This is a genomic window from Acinetobacter brisouii CIP 110357, assembly GCF_000488275.1.
Classification (GTDB): domain Bacteria; phylum Pseudomonadota; class Gammaproteobacteria; order Pseudomonadales; family Moraxellaceae; genus Acinetobacter; species Acinetobacter brisouii.
Window position 1 is genome coordinate 45,334 of sequence record NZ_KI530764.1, and the last position, 18,012, is coordinate 63,345.

At 40.3% G+C, this 18,012-nt stretch carries 15 protein-coding genes; 11 read left to right on the forward strand and 4 right to left on the reverse strand.

Going from position 1 to position 18,012, the window contains the following annotated elements; genetic code table 11:
- Nucleotides 1–18: 18 nt before the first annotated feature.
- Nucleotides 19–1,074, reverse strand: a complete 1,056-nt coding sequence (locus P255_RS13355) for a GGDEF domain-containing protein (RefSeq protein WP_004898100.1) — start codon at nucleotides 1,072–1,074, stop codon at nucleotides 19–21.
- A 302-nt stretch (nucleotides 1,075–1,376) separates the two neighbouring features.
- Here P255_RS13355 and P255_RS13360 point away from each other — a divergent pair, with 302 nt between their 5' ends.
- Both P255_RS13360 and P255_RS13365 read left to right on the forward strand, forming a co-directional pair.
- Complete coding sequence (locus tag P255_RS13360; protein ID WP_004898098.1) at nucleotides 1,377–1,685, forward strand: helix-turn-helix transcriptional regulator; 309 nt, start codon at nucleotides 1,377–1,379, stop codon at nucleotides 1,683–1,685.
- On the forward strand, nucleotides 1,682–2,968 hold the full coding sequence (locus tag P255_RS13365) for a type II toxin-antitoxin system HipA family toxin (protein ID WP_004898096.1): 1,287 nt from the start codon (nucleotides 1,682–1,684) through the stop codon (nucleotides 2,966–2,968). The genes P255_RS13360 and P255_RS13365 overlap by 4 nt, the downstream gene beginning before the upstream one ends.
- 268 nt (nucleotides 2,969–3,236) lie before the next feature.
- On the opposite strand, the gene P255_RS13370 is transcribed toward P255_RS13365, so the two are convergent.
- Nucleotides 3,237–3,854, reverse strand: a complete 618-nt coding sequence (locus tag P255_RS13370) for a TetR/AcrR family transcriptional regulator (RefSeq protein WP_004898094.1) — start codon at nucleotides 3,852–3,854, stop codon at nucleotides 3,237–3,239.
- Between the two features lie 101 nt (nucleotides 3,855–3,955).
- Here P255_RS13370 and P255_RS13375 point away from each other — a divergent pair, with 101 nt between their 5' ends.
- Entirely contained in the window at nucleotides 3,956–5,164 is a 1,209-nt protein-coding gene (locus tag P255_RS13375) for an MFS transporter (RefSeq protein ID WP_004898093.1), read from the forward strand.
- A gap of 108 nt (nucleotides 5,165–5,272) precedes the next feature.
- Here the strand turns inward: P255_RS13375 and P255_RS13380 are convergent, their stop codons facing one another.
- Nucleotides 5,273–6,043 carry an IclR family transcriptional regulator gene (locus P255_RS13380; protein ID WP_004898089.1) on the reverse strand — a complete coding sequence of 257 codons (771 nt, stop codon included), beginning with the start codon at nucleotides 6,041–6,043 and terminating at the stop codon, nucleotides 5,273–5,275.
- Between the two features lie 218 nt (nucleotides 6,044–6,261).
- Here P255_RS13380 and P255_RS13385 point away from each other — a divergent pair, with 218 nt between their 5' ends.
- Genes P255_RS13385 through P255_RS13410 form a run of 6 tightly spaced genes read left to right on the forward strand, consistent with a single transcriptional unit; the run spans nucleotide 6,262 to nucleotide 13,496 of the window.
- Complete coding sequence (locus P255_RS13385) at nucleotides 6,262–7,617, forward strand: MFS transporter (RefSeq protein ID WP_004898087.1); 1,356 nt, start codon at nucleotides 6,262–6,264, stop codon at nucleotides 7,615–7,617.
- Between the two features lie 59 nt (nucleotides 7,618–7,676).
- On the forward strand, nucleotides 7,677–8,504 hold the full coding sequence (locus tag P255_RS13390; RefSeq protein WP_004898084.1) for a shikimate dehydrogenase family protein: 828 nt from the start codon (nucleotides 7,677–7,679) through the stop codon (nucleotides 8,502–8,504).
- Nucleotides 8,491–9,348: a sugar phosphate isomerase/epimerase family protein gene (locus P255_RS13395; RefSeq protein ID WP_004898081.1), complete on the forward strand. Its 858-nt coding sequence runs from the start codon at nucleotides 8,491–8,493 to the stop codon at nucleotides 9,346–9,348. Before P255_RS13390 ends, P255_RS13395 begins: the two co-directional genes overlap by 14 nt.
- A gap of 3 nt (nucleotides 9,349–9,351) precedes the next feature.
- Nucleotides 9,352–11,106, forward strand: a complete 1,755-nt coding sequence (locus P255_RS13400) for an FAD-dependent oxidoreductase (RefSeq protein WP_004898080.1) — start codon at nucleotides 9,352–9,354, stop codon at nucleotides 11,104–11,106.
- Between the two features lie 24 nt (nucleotides 11,107–11,130).
- Nucleotides 11,131–12,882 carry an FAD-dependent oxidoreductase gene (locus tag P255_RS13405; protein WP_004898077.1) on the forward strand — a complete coding sequence of 584 codons (1,752 nt, stop codon included), beginning with the start codon at nucleotides 11,131–11,133 and terminating at the stop codon, nucleotides 12,880–12,882.
- Complete coding sequence (locus P255_RS13410; protein ID WP_004898076.1) at nucleotides 12,879–13,496, forward strand: NIPSNAP family protein; 618 nt, start codon at nucleotides 12,879–12,881, stop codon at nucleotides 13,494–13,496. The genes P255_RS13405 and P255_RS13410 overlap by 4 nt, the downstream gene beginning before the upstream one ends.
- A 314-nt stretch (nucleotides 13,497–13,810) precedes the next feature.
- On the opposite strand, the gene P255_RS13415 is transcribed toward P255_RS13410, so the two are convergent.
- A complete protein-coding gene (locus tag P255_RS13415) occupies nucleotides 13,811–14,425 on the reverse strand; it encodes a TetR/AcrR family transcriptional regulator (protein WP_035365673.1) in 615 nt (204 codons plus the stop codon).
- A gap of 424 nt (nucleotides 14,426–14,849) precedes the next feature.
- Here P255_RS13415 and P255_RS13420 point away from each other — a divergent pair, with 424 nt between their 5' ends.
- On the forward strand, nucleotides 14,850–16,631 hold the full coding sequence (locus P255_RS13420; protein WP_035365676.1) for an acyl-CoA dehydrogenase C-terminal domain-containing protein: 1,782 nt from the start codon (nucleotides 14,850–14,852) through the stop codon (nucleotides 16,629–16,631).
- Nucleotides 16,632–16,802: 171 nt separating this feature from the next.
- Complete coding sequence (locus P255_RS13425; RefSeq protein ID WP_004898071.1) at nucleotides 16,803–17,972, forward strand: thiolase family protein; 1,170 nt, start codon at nucleotides 16,803–16,805, stop codon at nucleotides 17,970–17,972.
- The last annotated feature ends 40 nt before the right edge of the window (nucleotides 17,973–18,012 follow it).

Below are 18,012 nucleotides of genomic sequence, written 5' to 3' on the forward strand. Positions count from 1 at the left end.
AGTGTCTCGCAATCGTTTTCAATGAAAACAAATTTGATTTCGACCATTATTTTTTGCAATGTAAAGTCGCTTATCTGCGAGTTCCAATGTCTGCAGAAGTTGTGTATGGCTTTCTATTTCAGCAATTCCAAAGCTAACGGTCACGTCAATATAATGCTCAGTAAATGACTGTTTTTCTATTCTATCGCGTATACGATCTGCGAGTTTTATGGTTGACGCATAGTTTGAACATTTAATCATGATGACAAATTCTTCGCCGCCAAATCTAGCAATTAAATCGTCTTCGCGAACGCTGTCTTTTAATATATGCGCGATATCACATAGGATTTTATCGCCGATCGCATGACCCCAAGTATCATTAATTTTCTTAAAATGATCGATATCACACATAATAATATATAAATTGGCTGCCTGATATTTTTTAATCAGCATGTCAGTTTTTTCAAAAAATCCTCTTCGATTATAGAGTTTAGTGAGAGGGTCCTGATAGCGTTCATGATTGAGTAAGGTGAATTGCTCTTTGATGGTTGTGGCTACAATAATGATTGCAAACCAGATACTTAAGATAATATTAATCGCCAGCATCAACATCCACCAATTTGAGAACGATAAATTGATGGCATCTATATCTTGAAGATAGAAGAGAATGACTAAAAATCTTATGGCATTGTAAATTGTTAAGAAAAAGTAGCTAAAACAGAAAATTTTACCTAATAAAGACACCTGTTTGAAATAAGAATAAACACCCGGCACAACCATCGCCAGCAGGCAGGTGATGACAAAGTTGATGGTCAGCATTCTCAACCAGAATTTCTGATCAATATATGACAGATAGCCCAGTAAACAGATACCACATAAAACTAAAAGCAATGAGGCTAAAAAATAGGATTTCGCTTTTACTTTTAGTCTTATGCCATGGGTTAAAGCCCAAGTCCCACAAAGATATAAAATTCCGATCCATGGGGCGGTCAGAGTCATTTGCTCATTTGTCATAAGACTCTGAATGCCTAATGCACTAGATGGTAAAATATATCCGATCCCGCACCAAAATAAATATTTTGGAGCATGAAACATCAGATACCCGACAATAAAAGTACAGCCTATTAAAATTAAGCAAGTAGGAACAATAAGTAGAAAATACTGAAAACTGGGTAAATACACGAATTTAATAAAAATTTAGATGTGTTGGTTAATTTTAAATCGTTTTATGAAAGGCGATCAATCTATATCTTTCTATTTTCAAATCATGATTGAATGCTAATCCATAAACTTCAGAACGCTTACATCTTTTGTAAAAGCAATCAATAAATTGCTTTATGTAAAAAAAGAAACTAATATATTGCTTAATGAATTAAAAATCAATCAAAGTATCTACCATGAATGAGCCTTTACTTCGGCAAATTAAACGAAGACGCCTCCAACTTGGCTTTAAGCAAGCGGAGATGCAATCTCGTACAGGCATATCGCGGCAGCAGTATCAAAAACTGGAAAGTCAGGGCAATCCACGCTTGGATACGCTGGAAATTGTTGCCGCAGGGCTCAATGCACAGTTGATGCTGATTCCTGACGATAAAGCATATCTGGTCAGGCAGTTGTTAAATGATGAAATTAAAATCAGCATTGAAGATCAGGATGATTTAATGACTAACCCGTGGAAAGGTCTACTGGGAGATGCTGAATCATGAATAGCGTCAGTGTTCTGAAATTAATATTACACCATGTCGTAATCGGATACTTGGCAGGGTTTCAGAACGGAAAGAATATTCTGGTTTTTACTGATGCCTTTCGGCTTGATTCACAACGCCCAACACTGAGTGTATTAACTTCGCCTGTATATCCACAATCTGAAAAAATCTTGGAAAAGACCTTCGTAACACATCAGCGCTTACATCCATTGCTATCGAACTTATTGCCTGAAGGGGCCTTGCGAGAGCTGATTGCCAGCAGCTTGAAACTCCATATTGACAATGAATTCCAGTTGCTGGCTGCTTTGGGGCATGACCTGCCAGGTGCATTGCTTGCAACACAGGCAAATCTTGATGAAATTCCAGATGTTATAAAATACAAGCTTCAAATCTCAGATACTGACCAAGTTATACCGCAAGAACTACAGACAGATAATAAGTTTTCGCTTGCTGGCGTGCAGATGAAGTTTTCCATGAAAGCTCAAGATGGGCGTTTTACTTTGGCACATGGTGCAGAGTCGGCTTTACTGGGAGACTGGATCATTAAAACGCCTTCCTCACGGCATGCTTTTGTACCGCTGAATGAATATTCGATCATGATGCTTGCTCAAATGGCAGGAATCGAAATTCCAGAGATTCAACTGGTAGATGTGGCATGTCTACAGGATTTACCTGTGCTGAATTTGCCTCAAGAACAATATGCGTTTGCAATCAAAAGATTTGACCGGCACAGCACTGATCAGACCACAGAACGAATTCATATTGAAGATTTTGCTCAGATTTTTGGGGCGTATCCACACCAAAAATACAGTACCACCAATTATGAGCAGATCGGTCAAATTATTTATCAGTATTCTGGAAATAAAATTTTGGATATTCAACAATTTGCCAGTCGTATTCTGATCAATATTTTACTGGCAAATGGCGATGCTCATTTAAAAAACTGGAGCATGATCTACCCCGATACGCGCATACCCAGATTTTCACCTGCCTATGATATTTTAATGACCAGTGTCTATATTGAAAATGAGCGACATTTTGCCTTAAATCTGGCCAAAAACAAGGACTGGTATTTAGCTGAAATGAAGCACTTTCAACAATGGGCAGAGAAAGTGGGGGTTCCTTGGCGAGTCATTGAAAAGCAGTTGCATGATGTTATGGCTAAGGCGCGGACACTGTGGCCAAAAGCATTAGCCGATCTGCCTATGGCGACAGTTCATAAAGAAAAATTAAAAATGCACTGGCAGCAATTGCATCCCGATTTTCGGATTCTGACAAGTTAACAGCTCCACCCTTTGACGATACGTTCGATAGGGAATTAGAGCCCGCACGAGTTGTTGATGAAGTTCTCTTTGTTTTGTTCTGATGAGAGTGAGAACAAAACACAACGACTCTACCTAAAATCTGGTCTAGGGTTAGGCTGAAGATCTTTGAAAGAAAATGGGCAAGAAAAGTTTGTTCACCACGATGCCTTGCATGGATCCGTTTTCCTGTGTCGAAAAGACAAAGATTAGATAAATCATCATGAAAGCAATCTATTCAAACAGCAGTTCAAGATTGAAATAAAAGTTTTAAATTCTCTTTAAATAATTGATCTAATTGTAAGACTTCATTTGAATTAAGGATGTGATTATGAATCATACCCATCCACATTGGACTGACAATCAGTAATGCAAAGGATTTCGGATTAATGTGAGCAGGGAGTTCTTGACGTTGTATCGCCAGTTCAACAAGTTGCTGTAGTTCATGTTGGATTGGTAAAAAAATCTTGTTGCAATAGGTTTGTAAAATGCTGGGGAAGTTTTTCCCTTCACGTAAAATGAGCAGTGCCATATCGGCACGCCCTGTGGATTCCAGGGTTAAAACGCTCGGCACAATCTTTTTGCAAATGAAGTCATATACTGACTCATCATCTTGAATTTCATGCGCTTTAATCGGGCGAAAAGATTCATTCATGAACGCATCAATGACACCTTCAAACAATTGTTCCTTGGTTTCAAAATAAGAATAAATTGTTCCTTTGCCTAACTCTGCGTGTTTTGCAATATCAGAAATTTTACTTCGGGCAAATCCTTCCTGAATAAAGTGTTGCAGTGCAGCATCGAGAATTTTATGTCGTGTTTCTTGTGTTTTTTCAAGACTTGGGCCGCGGGTTCTTGGTTTATCCATAGCACATTCAATAATTGTCTATATCAACTTAATGTAACATAAATTGACCTGTAGGTCACTTTTGATTAAAATCGACTTAAAAGTCATTTTTGGTTAAACTGATGCAAACGCCAAGTTCTAGTCTGCAATACATGATTATTAGTTTTGCGCTATGTCTTGCTGCTGTGAGTACGGCATTAGCAAGTCCTCTTTACGCAATTTATGAGCAGGTTTGGGGAATTACGACTTCACAAGTGGGGTACATCTTTATTGCTTATATGCTTGGTGTGGTATTTTCACTGCTATTTTTAAGTAAATTGAATGCGATTTATAACTATAAGCAGGTTATTGTTGTCAGTCTTAGCCTAAGCATTATGGGTATGATTTTGTCAGCCTGTGCTTTATCGATTTGGTTGTTGAGTTTCTCTCGGTTTTTAATAGGAATTGCTTCTGGTCTTATTACGACAGCAGCAATGGTGGGTCTTAAAGATCAGTATCCTTTTAGGAACAAAATGCTTTCAGAAAAATTAACCTCCATGATTACCATATTGGGTTTTGCTTTAGGCCCTTTACTGGGAGGTATCTTGGCAGATCACACTCATCATCCATTGGCAGACCCTTATTGGATTATGGCAATATTTTCTGGAGTCGTTTTATTCAGTGTGTTTTTGGTTCAGCCCAAGAATCAGCCAGAAAAAAAATATAAATGGAGTGAACTCCTTAAAGTTGAAGGGTTAATTTTACCTCAAGCCGCATCCCGTAAAATTTTCTGGATATGCAGTATTTCAGCACTGTGTAGTTTCGGTGCATTTAGCTTGTATGCGGCTTTGGCTGGAACGTTTATACGAAACTTGGCGATTCACTCCTCAGCTACATTTACAGGCTTTTCTATTTCGATCATTTTGTTTGTTTCAGTGCTGAGTCAATTGTTCTGCAAATCTTTGAAAGAGATGAATGTATTGTCCTATGGTTTGGTAGCATTGTTGCTTGGAACAATCAGTCTTGTGGTCGCAGAAATCGAACATGGCATGACCTTTTTATTCCTGAGTATTTTACTCACAGGGATAGGACATGGATTCTCGCTAAGTGCTGCATATTATTTTATTGGGAAAATTATAGAGCTTGAAAAAAATCCGTTGATCTTTTCAAGCTATTTATTTATCGCATATCAGGGAACGATTTGGCCTGTCATCTTTTCGAGTTATTTGATTGAGTATATGGGACTCATCGTTACTTTATGGCTAATTTCGATTCTGCTTATGGCAACGATTATCTGGCTCATCTATCAAATTAAATTCAAAGTTAAGCCTTTGTTGGTTTGCCACAAATAAACTTATAAAAACAGGAGCTTGAGATGCAAAGGATAAGCAAATTGTTATACATCGAACATTTACGGATTGCCTTCTCCGATGAGGCAAAGACAATCCGTATGGATGAAATTAAATATGGATCAAGTCAATAATGGAAGAAATTTTATCGGCAGTTGCTATCAGAGCGGGCGCGAGTTCCTCGATACGTTTTTGATTGAGGCGGACAGATGGACCAGCAATACTGACCGTTCCAAAAGGTTTGCCTGTATGGGGATTGATAATAATTCGTGCCATCGCAGACATACCCAGTTCATACGTATCGCTGATGATGCCATAACCTCGTTGTTTGGATGCTTGAACGATTTTTTCGAGTTCAGTGAGTGTTTTAGGTGTATTGGGTCCAAAGTTTTTGGCTTTGTCAAAACCTTCACGTTCCACAAGACGGGAAAAATCATCTTGGTTTAGCGCAGAGAGGTAGGCAAGACCGCATGCAGATGCGGGCAAGTAGGCGACATTTCCTGAGTCTGGGTCATATTTTAGACCAGATTTAGCGCCTTGTGCCTTACCAATCCAAATGATTTTCTCATCTTCAATCAGGCCTAAACGAACCAGTTCGGCTGAGGTTTCAGCAAGTTCTGTCAGATACGGCTGAAAGGTTTCAGTAATAGAACGAGAGGATAAGTAACTCAAACCCATTGAGGCAATTTTAAGGGTAAGTTTGTAGTGCTGTGAGGATTCATCCTGATAGATATAACCCATCTCTTTCATCGCTGTCAGAATGCGGTGCATGGCGGATTTAGGAATATCCAGATCAACCGCAAGTTGGCTAAGTGCGCATCCATTCACTTCTTTTAATAGTGCCTCAAGGATGAGTAAAGAACGATCATTATTGCTGAGCATAAAAATCCTGATATTATTTTTTGGAACAGTGTTCCAAAAATTTAAAAAACCGATTATAGTACGATTAGATTCTATCTTAAATACAGATGAGATAAATCGCTTAACTCAGAAAAGGTCATTTCTGAGTTCTTTAAAAGTTCAGAATCTGAATGGATAACAACAACCAGTCATGCGATGGAAAACGCATATTTTACTGGCGAACACTGAGGGAAAAGTGCATGACTCAACAAGTCAATTTACGGGAGTTTATCGATGAAAATCGGATTTCTCCTATGCAAAAAATGATTATTTTCTTATGTTTAATGATCGTCGTTGTCGATGGTATTGATATCTCGGTAATGGGATTTGTTGCTCCTGTGATCAAACAGGCATGGGGCATCAGCACCACTGATCTCGCGCCAGTCATGAGTGCGGCTTTAATCGGTTTGGCAGTCGGTGCGGTCATTTCAGGGCCTTTGGCAGACAAATTCGGGCGTAAAAAACTCTTGATCACAAACCTGTTTGGTTTTGGTGTATTTACCTTACTGGCCGCACTATCTACAAACGTGACAGAGCTGATGATGTTTCGTTTTATTGCGGGTCTGTTTATGGGCGGTGTTATGCCTCAAGCCGTCACCTTGGTCACAGATTATTCTTCGATGAAAGTGAATGGTCGTTTAGTAACGATTATTTTGAGTGGCTTCACTATTGGTGCCGCGATTGGTGGTTTTCTTGCAGCTTGGGTGATTCCGCATTTTAGCTGGCATGCCATGATGATTATTGGAGGCATCTTACCAATTTTGCTTGCGACTATTGCAATCTTTAAATTACCTGAATCTATTGGTTATAAGGTACTTAAGCAACATCCTAAAGAAGAAATTGATGCCATTATTCATAAAATGGCCCCGAGCTTTGATACTCGTAACACCGTATTTGTATTACCTCAGCCAAAGACAAATACCGTAGATAACCCTGTTAAAACTGTCTTGAGCCCATTTTATTTCATAGGAAGCTTTTTGCTGTGGTGGAGTTACGCATCGGGGTTGTTTGTGGTTTATCTGTTGGGTAGCTGGTTACCGATGATGACGCATGAATTTGGTTTTAGCATTAGTGAAGCTTCTCTGATTACAGCCATTTATCAGCTTGGTGGACCGATTGGATGTATTGCATGCGGCTATCTTATGGATAAAGTCAATCCGCATCTTGGTTTGGTATTTGCCTATGCACTTGCGGTTGTCTTCATGGTTTTTGTTGGGGATGCAGGGCATAACTTCATGCTGTATAGCACCATGTGTTTCTTCATCGGGATGTGGATGAATGGTGCTAATGCGGGTATGAATAGTATTTCAAGTTCATTTTATCCAGTTTTTGCTCGGGCAACAGGCAATAGCTGGATGCACGGAATCGGGCGTTTAGGTGCAGTCGCAAGTGCTTTTGCAGGCGCATATTTCTTAAGCCTAGGCTGGGCTGCCAGTAAAATCTTCCTGATTTTATGTTTGCCAACGATCGGCATCATTATTGCCCTGATGTTAATGAAACTTATTTATTCCCCTAAACGTATACAGCAACGTGAGCTAGATAACGCTCAAATCTAAGGCACACTCTTAAAAGTAAATTTTAACCTAACCTGCTTATTTTAAAAGGATATTGAATTATGGATATTCAATTGAATGGATCTACTCGTCTTTATTTTGTGGTTGGGCATCCAATTAAACAAGTGAAATCACCTGAAGGCGTGACTCATGAGCTAATCAATAAAGGTTTAAATGCAATTGTTTCCCCTGCAGATGTGCATCCAGATCATTTTCCTGCCTTTGTTGAAAGCACTAAAAATATGCTCAATACCGATGGTTTGATTGTGACTGTGCCGCACAAAATCACTGCGTTGCAATGTTGTGATCAAGTGACTGACCGCGCCAAGTTTATTGGAGCTGTCAATACCATGCGCCGCACTGCGGCGGGTTGGGAAGGTGACATGCTGGATGGTACAGGCATGATTCAGGCCATTAAAGCTAAACATATTCAGCTTAAAGATAAACGTGCCATTTTGGCAGGTGCAGGCGGTGCTGGCAAAGCGATTGCGTATGAACTATTGATGGCTGGTGTGACTGAACTGGCTATTTTTGATGTAGACACAACTCGCCAGCAACAACTGGTTGAACGTTTAAATGCTTTAGGTCAAGGCAAAGTGATTGCTCATGATAATGATCCTTCAGGTTTCGATATTGTTGTCAATGCAACCCCAATGGGAATGAACGGTGATCAATCTGCAGCGTACCTACTCGACCAATTAACCGCTGAAATGTCGGTTGCCGATGTTGTGACCAGTCCTGAAAAAACCCCGTTTATTTCTAAAGCTTTGGAGTTGGGTTGTACAGTGGTGATGGGTACAGAAATGTTTGTTCAAGTGCGTGATTTGATGGTGAATTATTTGCTTGAAAATGGCTCTGGTCATGGAGACATGAAACATGATGCCGCTTGATCTACAAAAAAATCCACCTAAGCGTCAGTATTCACTTTCATTTTTGACTGTTGCTGATGTTGCTCCAGTGGAAGCAGTCAAGATTGCAGCAGAGTGTGGGTATGCAAAAGTCGGATTACGCCTTTTGCCTGCTGCACCCAAGGAAGCTGACTATCCGATTTTAACCGATGCAAATGTTGTGTCTGAAACCGTGACAGCACTTAAAGATACTGGTGTGCAGGTTGCGGATGTAGAAATCATACGTCTGACACCTGACTTTAATGGGCAAAACTATTTGAAGTTTTTAGAAGTCGCACAACGACTTGATGCAAAACATATTTTAGTTGCAGGGAACGACCCCGAACAGAACCGTCTAATTGAGAACTTTGCACAATTTTGTGAGCTTTCAAAGCAATACGGTTTGAGCTGTGATCTGGAATTTATGCCGTGGACTGAAGTTAAAAATCTAGAGCAAGCGAATTTCATCGTTGAACAATCTGCTCAAAGTAACGCTGCAGTTTTAATTGATTCTCTGCATTTTGATCGTTCTGACTCAACAATTGAACAAGTCAAGGCATTGCCTAAATCACGCATAAACTACGTCCAGCTTTGTGATGGTTTAGCTGATTATGATCCAAGTGATGAAGGTTTAATTACAGTTGCGCGTTCAAACCGCTTGGTTCCAGGACAAGGTGAGATTGATTTGGTGGCTTTAATTGCGGCATTACCCAACGATTTAACCTTGGCAGCAGAAGTTCCAAATTTAGAACTTGCCAAGTTACCTGCACTTGAACGTGCCCGAATAAATTTAGAGGCAATAAAAAAACTTGTTGCACTCGCGCAAATGGACACAGCAGCGGGGTAGTTTATGAATGCGTCAACTCAACACGACTTTACTGCTTTGACGGCAAAGTTCCGCCATCAATATGAATGTGATGTCTTGGTCATCGGTTCTGGAGCAGGTGGACTTTCGACTGCTGTGACCGCGGCAACTCAGGGTTTAAATGTTATCGTTGCTGAAAAAGCAACCGTATTTGGTGGAACGACTGCGGTTTCAGGTGGCTGGCTTTGGATTCCCAATACACCACATGCAAAACATGCTGGGCAAGCTGAGCCGATTGAAACACCGAAACAATATCTTAAAAATGTGCTTGGTGAAAAATACGATGAATCACGTATTCATACTTATTTGACTAAAGCACCTGAAATGGTTGATTTTTTTGAAAAATCAAGCAGTGTAAAATTTAATGTTGGTGCTGCTGTACCTGATTTTTTTAATCTGGAAGGTTCGCGTGTCGGTTGGCGTTCTATCGTTGCTGCACCATTTGACGGGCGTGAATTAGGTTCAAACTTACATTTATTAAAACCTGCTATTCCAGAAACCACTGTTTGGGGAATGGGGATTGCTTCAGGTGTAGATATGAAGCATTTTATTAATACATTTAATGCTGTGCCTTCATTTCTTTATGCGACTAAACGGGTGCTACGGCATGTTTTCGATTTGTTATTCAGGCATCGTTCCACACAAATTGTAAATGGTAACGCCTTAGTTGCACGATTATTAAAATCTGCTTTAGATCAAAATGTTCAGTTATTGGCCAATCACTCAGCAACGCAATTAATCGATGAAAATGGAAAAATTTCAGGGGCTATTTTTAAAACACCTGAAGGTTTAGTCCAGATCAAGGCGAAACATGGTGTGGTTTTAGCAACAGGCGGTTTCCCGCATGATGATGAACGTAAACTTAAATTATTTCAGCATGTTGCTGATGGTACGCCACATTTTTCGGCTGCGCCTGAAACCAATACAGGTGATGGTTTAAAACTTGCTGAAAGTGTCGGTGCGGAAGTGGATACCAACCTCTCATGCAATGCTGCATGGGCACCTGTATCACTTATACCTCGTCTGGATGGAACATTAGGCCGTTTCCCACATTTGGTTGAACGTGGTAAACCAGGGTTAATTGCAGTACTTCCAAATGGCAAACGCTTTACCAATGAAGGCGATTCTTACCCTGCATTTATCAAAGACTTATTTAAAAATACACAAAAAGGCGATTTGGCACGTTGCTGGCTAATTTGTGACCATAAGTTTATTCGGCGATATGGCTTGGGTGCAGTCAAGCCATTTCCCATATCCATGCAACCTTGGATTGATAATGGTTACTTGAAACAAGCGAATAGCATCGAAAGTTTGGCAAAAATTTGCCAAATAGAGATGACGACATTCAAAAATACCATCATGAATTATAACGCTGATGCGCATAAAGGCGTAGATCATGAATTTGGTCGTGGCACAACGCCATATCAAAAAGCACAAGGCGATCATGAGCAAAAACCTAACCCATGTATTGCCCCGATTGAAAAAGGACCTTTTTATGCGGTTGAAATTGTTCCTGGCAGTTTGGGTACTTTTGCAGGGTTAATCACTGACAATGATGCTTGCGTTCTCGATAAAAACACGCGCTTACCGATTCAAGGCTTATATGCCGTGGGTAATGACATGAATTCTATCATGGGAGGGCAATATCCAAGTGGTGGAATTACCTTGGGGCCTGCAATGACATTTGGTTATATCGCGGCAAATCATTTGGTTAAACAAGCTCATACGACAAAAGCATAAACAGGCAAGCAAAAGGAAAATGACATGGAACAGGTTGTTGATTTATTGGTCATTGGTGCTGGTGCTGCGGGAATGTCTGCTGCATTATTTGCAAAATTAAACGGATTAGATGTCTTGCTGTGCGAAAAAGCCAGTCAAGTCGGAGGAACATCTGCAACTTCAGGAGGTACGATTTGGGCACCAGGAACAGTACAAAGCCAGAAAGCCGGTGTACCTGATCATATTGAAGATGTACGAGCCTTTTTAAAATCAGTGGTTGCGGATCGTGGCGGGGAAAAAATCCGCGAAGCATTTTTAGCTTCTAGCCCCAAAATGATTCAAGAATTAGAAGATAAAACATCTGTAAAACTGAATGTTTGCCTTGCTCATCCTGATTATGTCAAAAATCAACCTGGTGAAGCTTTGGGCGGACGCGCCTTCGCACCTGCTGAATTTGATGCAAGTGTATTGGGTTCAGACTTTAAATATGTACGTCCACCACGCCTCGAGTTTATGGGCTTGGGAGGGATGATGGTGAATCGTAATGAATTGAATGCCTTGCTCAATCCATTTTCATCAGGCATAAATTTTATGACTACGATGAAAGTCGTTTTGCCTTACTTCCTGTCACGTTTACGTTATCCACGGGGCACCCGTTTGGTGATGGGAAATGCTTTGGTCGGCAGCCTTTTTTATAACCTTAAACAAAGAAATGTGCCTGTCTGGCTAGATTCTCCATTGCAAGAATTGATTGTTGAAAATGGCAAAATTACAGGTGCAAAAATTACTCAAAATGGAAAAACTGTTACTGTAAAAACTCGTCAAGGTGTTGTTTTAGCAACAGGTGGCATTGGTTGGAATCAAAAGTTACGTCAAAAATTATTCCCTAAAGGGTTAATCGAAGAGTCACTTTCGCCAATGTCGAATACAGGTGATGGTCTCATAACAGCAATGCAAATTGGTGCAAAGCTTGATCCATCTGTAGAGAGTAGCGTTCTGTATTTTCCATGTTCCATTCATACCCATAAAAATGGTTATAAAGCCATTTGGCCGCATATTATTTTAGATCGCGCAAAACCAGGTGTGATTGCAGTAAATACAGATGGTAAGCGCTTCGTGAATGAAGCAGATTCTTATCATGATTTCTGTATGGCTCAAATTGCGTCAAATCAAGGTAAAGATAAAATTAAGTCTTATCTGATTTGTGATCATACGGCTATTCAAAAATATGGCTTAGGTTTTGTGCTTCCTGGTGCAAAAAAGCTCGATTATTTTTTACGTGAAAAATATTTATATTCAGCAGATACACTTCAAGAACTTGCACAAAAAGTGGGGATCAACCCGAAAAGTTTAGAGCAAACCGTTAAGCGTTATAACCATTTCGTTGAACAAGGTGTCGATGCGGATTTTGCCAAAGGCACAGGGGTAATGAACCGCTTTAACGGTGATTCTGAAGTTCAACCAAACCCATGTTTAGGCAAACTGGAAACAGGGCCTTACTACGTACTTGAAGTGATTCCGATGGACTGCGCCAGTAGTGGTGGTTTGGCAGGTGATGAATTTGGTCGTGTTCTCGATCAAAACAATCAAGTGATTCAGGGCTTGTTTGCCTGTGGTAATGACTTGTCTTCAATATTCAAAGGAACTTATCCAGGGCCTGGCACAACCCTCGGTCCAGCAATGGTTTTTGCGTGGCGAATTGCTCAATTTGCAGCAGGAAAACTACGTGAAAATACAAATGAAAACTCAATTTTAACTCAGCCACAAAATTTACAGCAGGAGCGTCAATCCGCATGAAACTTTATGAATTAATCAATATCACCATCAAAATGGGTACAGCAGGCACAGTGGCTCAGGGTATTCAGGAATATTATGCTGCAAGTGAAGCAAAAGGAACATTATTTGGTGTATGGTTTTCGGATATCGGTCAGTTAAACCAAGTTGTTGTTTTACGTGGTTTTGATACGAAAGAAGATCAAGATGCTGAAGATGCTCGTTTGGCAGCTCAAGAAAACTTATTTAACTCAAGTGAAAATATCATTGATTATTCAGTTGAGCATTTTGCAGGATTTGATTTTTTGCCAGAAATTGAGCGTGGAAAATTTGGCCCTGTATATGAAATTCGCACCTATGAACTCAAACATGGTGGCGTACCTCACGTACTTGAAGCGTGGAAAAATGCGGTACCGACCCGTACTGAATATTCCAAATTGACCGTTGCAATGTATGCACTGGGTGGCACACCACGAATTGTGAGTATTTGGCCATACGCATCGCTAAATGAACGTTCAGAAGTTCGCGCGAAATCTGTGGCTGATGGTATTTGGCCACCTAAAGGTGGGCCTCAATGGTTGACACATCAAATGAATTCGATGATTGCATTACCAACCGCTGTTTCGCCATTGCAATAATTGCACTGAAAGTATTGATTTACAAAAAGCTCGCTCTATGTAGGTGAGCTTTTTGTAAATTTAGTCATTCGGTTTTTTAAAAATATACTGACCGAAGATCTTTAGCAAAAACAACGCAATCTAAGAAAAAGACATTGGTTACTGCATCAATCAGGCTATAACTCACATCAATTGCATCTATATAAGTTGTAATACGTCATCAGAATATTTCTTTCATCTCCCCTTTTATTGATTGCTATGGGAGAAAGGTAGAGAGCGTATAAGTTGTTATGAAAGAAGTTTAGAGAATATACCGCCTGTGACTACACAATCAATTAATGCAAGTCCAAGGAGGTTAAACGGTCAGGAATCATTAATGCCTGATCAATATACAGTTTGACCAAACGCTCACGGGAGCCGATGGATTTTTGATAATAAGTTGAATTTAATAATAATGATGCGCCATAAGTGACTGTCCAGATATAAGACAGATAATCACGAATTGACATATTGCTATTCAAAAGATGCAGATAGTCTTTGGTAATATCCTTGATTTCGATAATTCTTTCTTCGCGTATTTTGTATAATTCTTCAAACAGAGGTTTCAGATTGCGCTCATTATTGGTCAGGCGTTCTTCAATGTTATGCAATAAAATTGTTCGACTAGAATTTAACATATTGTATAACATGTACTTAAACACATAGACTTTAATGTCATGATTATATTTTTTGGAGATTTCCAATAATCTTTTTTCGTTTAAGATAATCAGTTCAAGGTATAACTGATTTTTACTTTTAAAATGTTTGTAGATTGTACCTTTGGCAATATCCAGTTCTAGCGCGATATCGTTTAAGCTAATTTCCTGATTATTTTCTAATAATAAAGTTTCAGCCATCATTAAAATATTATTTTTACGCTCTAAAAACTTTTGCTGGCGCGTCGGACTCACTTTTCTTTCTTTCTGCAGATCTTGAAGAACTGTATCTAGCTTATTGAAAGATTGAGTCATTTTAGAGTCCATTGACTGATCCATAGGTTTTTAAATTGTATAATAAATTTGCTAAAAAAACTAAAATTTTGAAAAAAGTGAACGCTAGAGATCAATATTTTGGATTTAAATAAAAACTCATCTAACATCCTAATGGTTTGGATTTTTGAGTGTGGATTTAGACCATTTTAAAAGCGTATTGAGTACATTAAAGTGTTCAATCATATTTTTTAAAACTCAAATAAATTCAAACACTTTAAATATATTAATTGATAATGATACTCATCAGAATGGAATTGATTTTTTTAATCAAAAGATCGCTGATGTCATCAAGACTGCTTGGGTAACACTGCTTGAGCCTAAAAAAGTGATTCAGGAAGGAAAAATGCCAATTTATAACGCGCCTCTCAAAGATATGGACTTTATTTTAAACGATGTATTTAACGCAGAAGCATTCTGGCAAGCAAATGAAAAAATTGCACATTTGGATATGCAAACAGCAAATGCAATCTTAGAAGAAATGGCAAAGTTTTCTAAAGGTACACTTCTGGATTTGAATCGTTCCGCAGATGAAGAAGGCGGTGCACAGTTTCATCAAGGTGAAGTCAAAACACCGCAAGGTTTTAAAGCGGCATTTCAACAGTATGCTGAAGGCGGCTGGATTGGTTTGGGTGCAGAAGAAGAATGGGGTGGTCAGAACATTCCAAAAATGTTGACTGTTCTGGTGGATGAAATGATTTTTGCCACCAACCCATCGTTTATGTTGTATCCGTTACTGACTGTCGGTGCGGGAATGGCACTGAATAACTGCGCTTCGCAGCAGCAAAAAGAAACCTATTTACCCAAAATGTATACAGGAGAATGGTCAGGAACCATGTGCCTGACTGAACCGCATGCGGGTACCGATCTTGGGATCATTAAAACTAAGGCTGAGCCAAATGCTGATGGTTCATACCAAATCACAGGTACTAAAATTTTTATTACCAGTGGTGAGCATGACCTTTGTGAAAACATTATTCATTTAGTTTTGGCTAAAACACCAAATGCGCCTGCAGGTTCACGTGGTATTTCCATGTTTATTGTGCCTAAGTTTTTGGTCAATGAAGATGGTAGTTTAGGTGAGCGCAACAGTGTTGCTGCAGGCTCTATTGAGCACAAAATGGGAATTAAAGGTTCATCTACTTGTGTTATGAACTTCGATGCTGCAAAAGGATTCCTCGTTGGTCAGGAAAATGAAGGCTTGGCGGCTATGTTTGTCATGATGAACTATGAACGTTTATCTATGGGAATTCAGGGACTTGGCGCTTCCGAATTTGCTTATCAAAATGCTGCCCAATATGCGACTGATCGCTTGCAGGGGCGCAGTGCTACTGGTGCACAATCTCCTGAAAAACCAGCAGATTCGATTTTGGTACATGGTGATGTGCGCCGCATGTTGCTCAATGCGCGTGCCAATAACGAGGCGTCACGGGCATTTGCAGTCTATGTGGGGCAGCAACTGGACATGACCAAATTTGCCCACGATCCAGCAAGTGTACAACGAGCCAATGATCGGGTTGCCTTGCTTACGCCGATTGCCAAAGCTTATTTGACCGATACCGCATTGGATGCTGTTTTAGATGCACAAATGTGTTTTGGTGGGCATGGCTATATTCGTGAATGGGGCATGGAGCAGTGTGTACGTGATTTGCGTATTGCCCAGATTTATGAGGGGACCAATGGCGTACAGGCACAAGACTTGATTGGACGAAAAACCATTAAGAATCAAGGTGCACTGATTGCAGATTATATTGCCGAGATTCGTGATTTTGTACAGCAACTCGATGATGACTTGGTAATTAAAACAGCAACACTCGATGCATGTACACAAGTTGAAAAGGTTACCCAGTTTATTTTAGAACAAGCAAAAAACCATCCTGAGTTTGCCAATGGCATTGCAGTTGATTATTTGCATGCAGTTGGTCTCATGAGTTTTGCCTATATGTTTGCCCGCATTGCACAAGCAGCTCAGGCAAAACCAGAAGAGTTCTATCAGCATAAACTGGTACTGGCACAGTACTATGCAGAGAAATGTTTGCCACAACTGGCTTCGCATATTGCCAAAATCCAGGCAGGCACGGCAACGTTGATGCAGTTACCAGAAGCATATTTCACAGCACAAGCGTAAAAAAAACGATTCACTATAGGATGAGAAATCAAAATTTTTCATCCTATAGCAAGACAAAATTAGAGATCACAACCGACTTATGAATGATTCAAAGTCATTGAACTATAAATCAGTAAGGATATTGAATCCAAAGATTTGAACTCTAATGAACGTAATAAGGATATAAAAACGATGATTGTTATTTTAAGTGCTGTACGTACAGCCATGGGAAGTTTTCAGGGTGTGCTGTCACCACTTACCACACCAGAGCTTGGTGCAGTGGTGGTTCGTGAAGCGGTACAGGCGTCAGGTATACAGTCTGCGCAAGTTGATGAAGTCATTTTGGGGTGTGTACTCCCTGCAGGTGTGAAGCAAGCACCTGCACGTCAGGCCATGCGTCAGGCAGGTTTAGCCGATACAACGCCAGCAACCACGATTAATAAAGTTTGCGGCTCAGGCATGAAAGCAGTGATGCAGGCTGCGGATAGCATTCGCGCAGGTTCAGCTCAGTTTATTGTGGCTGGCGGCATGGAATCTATGAGCAATGCACCTTATCTGCTGGATAAAGCCCGCAGTGGTTATCGCATGGGACATGGCAAAATCACCGATCACATGTTTCAGGAAGGTCTGGAAGATGCTGAAACTGGTCTGTCGATGGGCATCTTGGCACAAGACATGGCAGATCAAAAAGGCTATAGCCGTGAGCAACAAGACCAGTATGCTATCGAGTCTCTCAACCGCGCCATTCATGCCACCCAACAGGGTTATTTTCAAGCTGAAATTGTGCCTGTTCATATTAAAGGACGCAAAGGTGAGATCACGGTTGATCAGGATGAACAGCCGCTCAATGCAAAAATTGAAAAAATCAGCACATTACGCCCTGCCTTTAAAAAAGATGGCACGATTACTGCCGCCAATGCCAGTTCAATTTCAGACGGTGCTTCGGCACTGGTTATTACGTCAGAGCAACATGCACAAGCTCAGGGTCTACGTCCTTTAGCCAAGATTTCGGCATATGCTTCACATGCACAGCATCCTTCAGAATTTACCATTGCACCTGTGGGCGCGATTGAAAAAGTTCTGAAACAGACAGGCTGGTCTGCGCAAGACGTAGATTTGTGGGAAATTAACGAAGCCTTTGCCATGGTGACAATGGCGGCTATAGATGCATTTGAACTAGAGCGCGATAAAGTCAATATCCATGGTGGTGCCTGCGCTCTCGGACATCCATTAGGTTCATCGGGTTCACGAATTATCGTCACTCTAATTCATGCCTTAAAACGTACTGGCGGTAAAAAAGGAATTGCAGCATTATGTATCGGCGGTGGTGAAGCCACTGCGATGGCGATCGAATTGGTTTAATACAAATAAACAAGGAAATTCCGTTTAAACATAACGATAA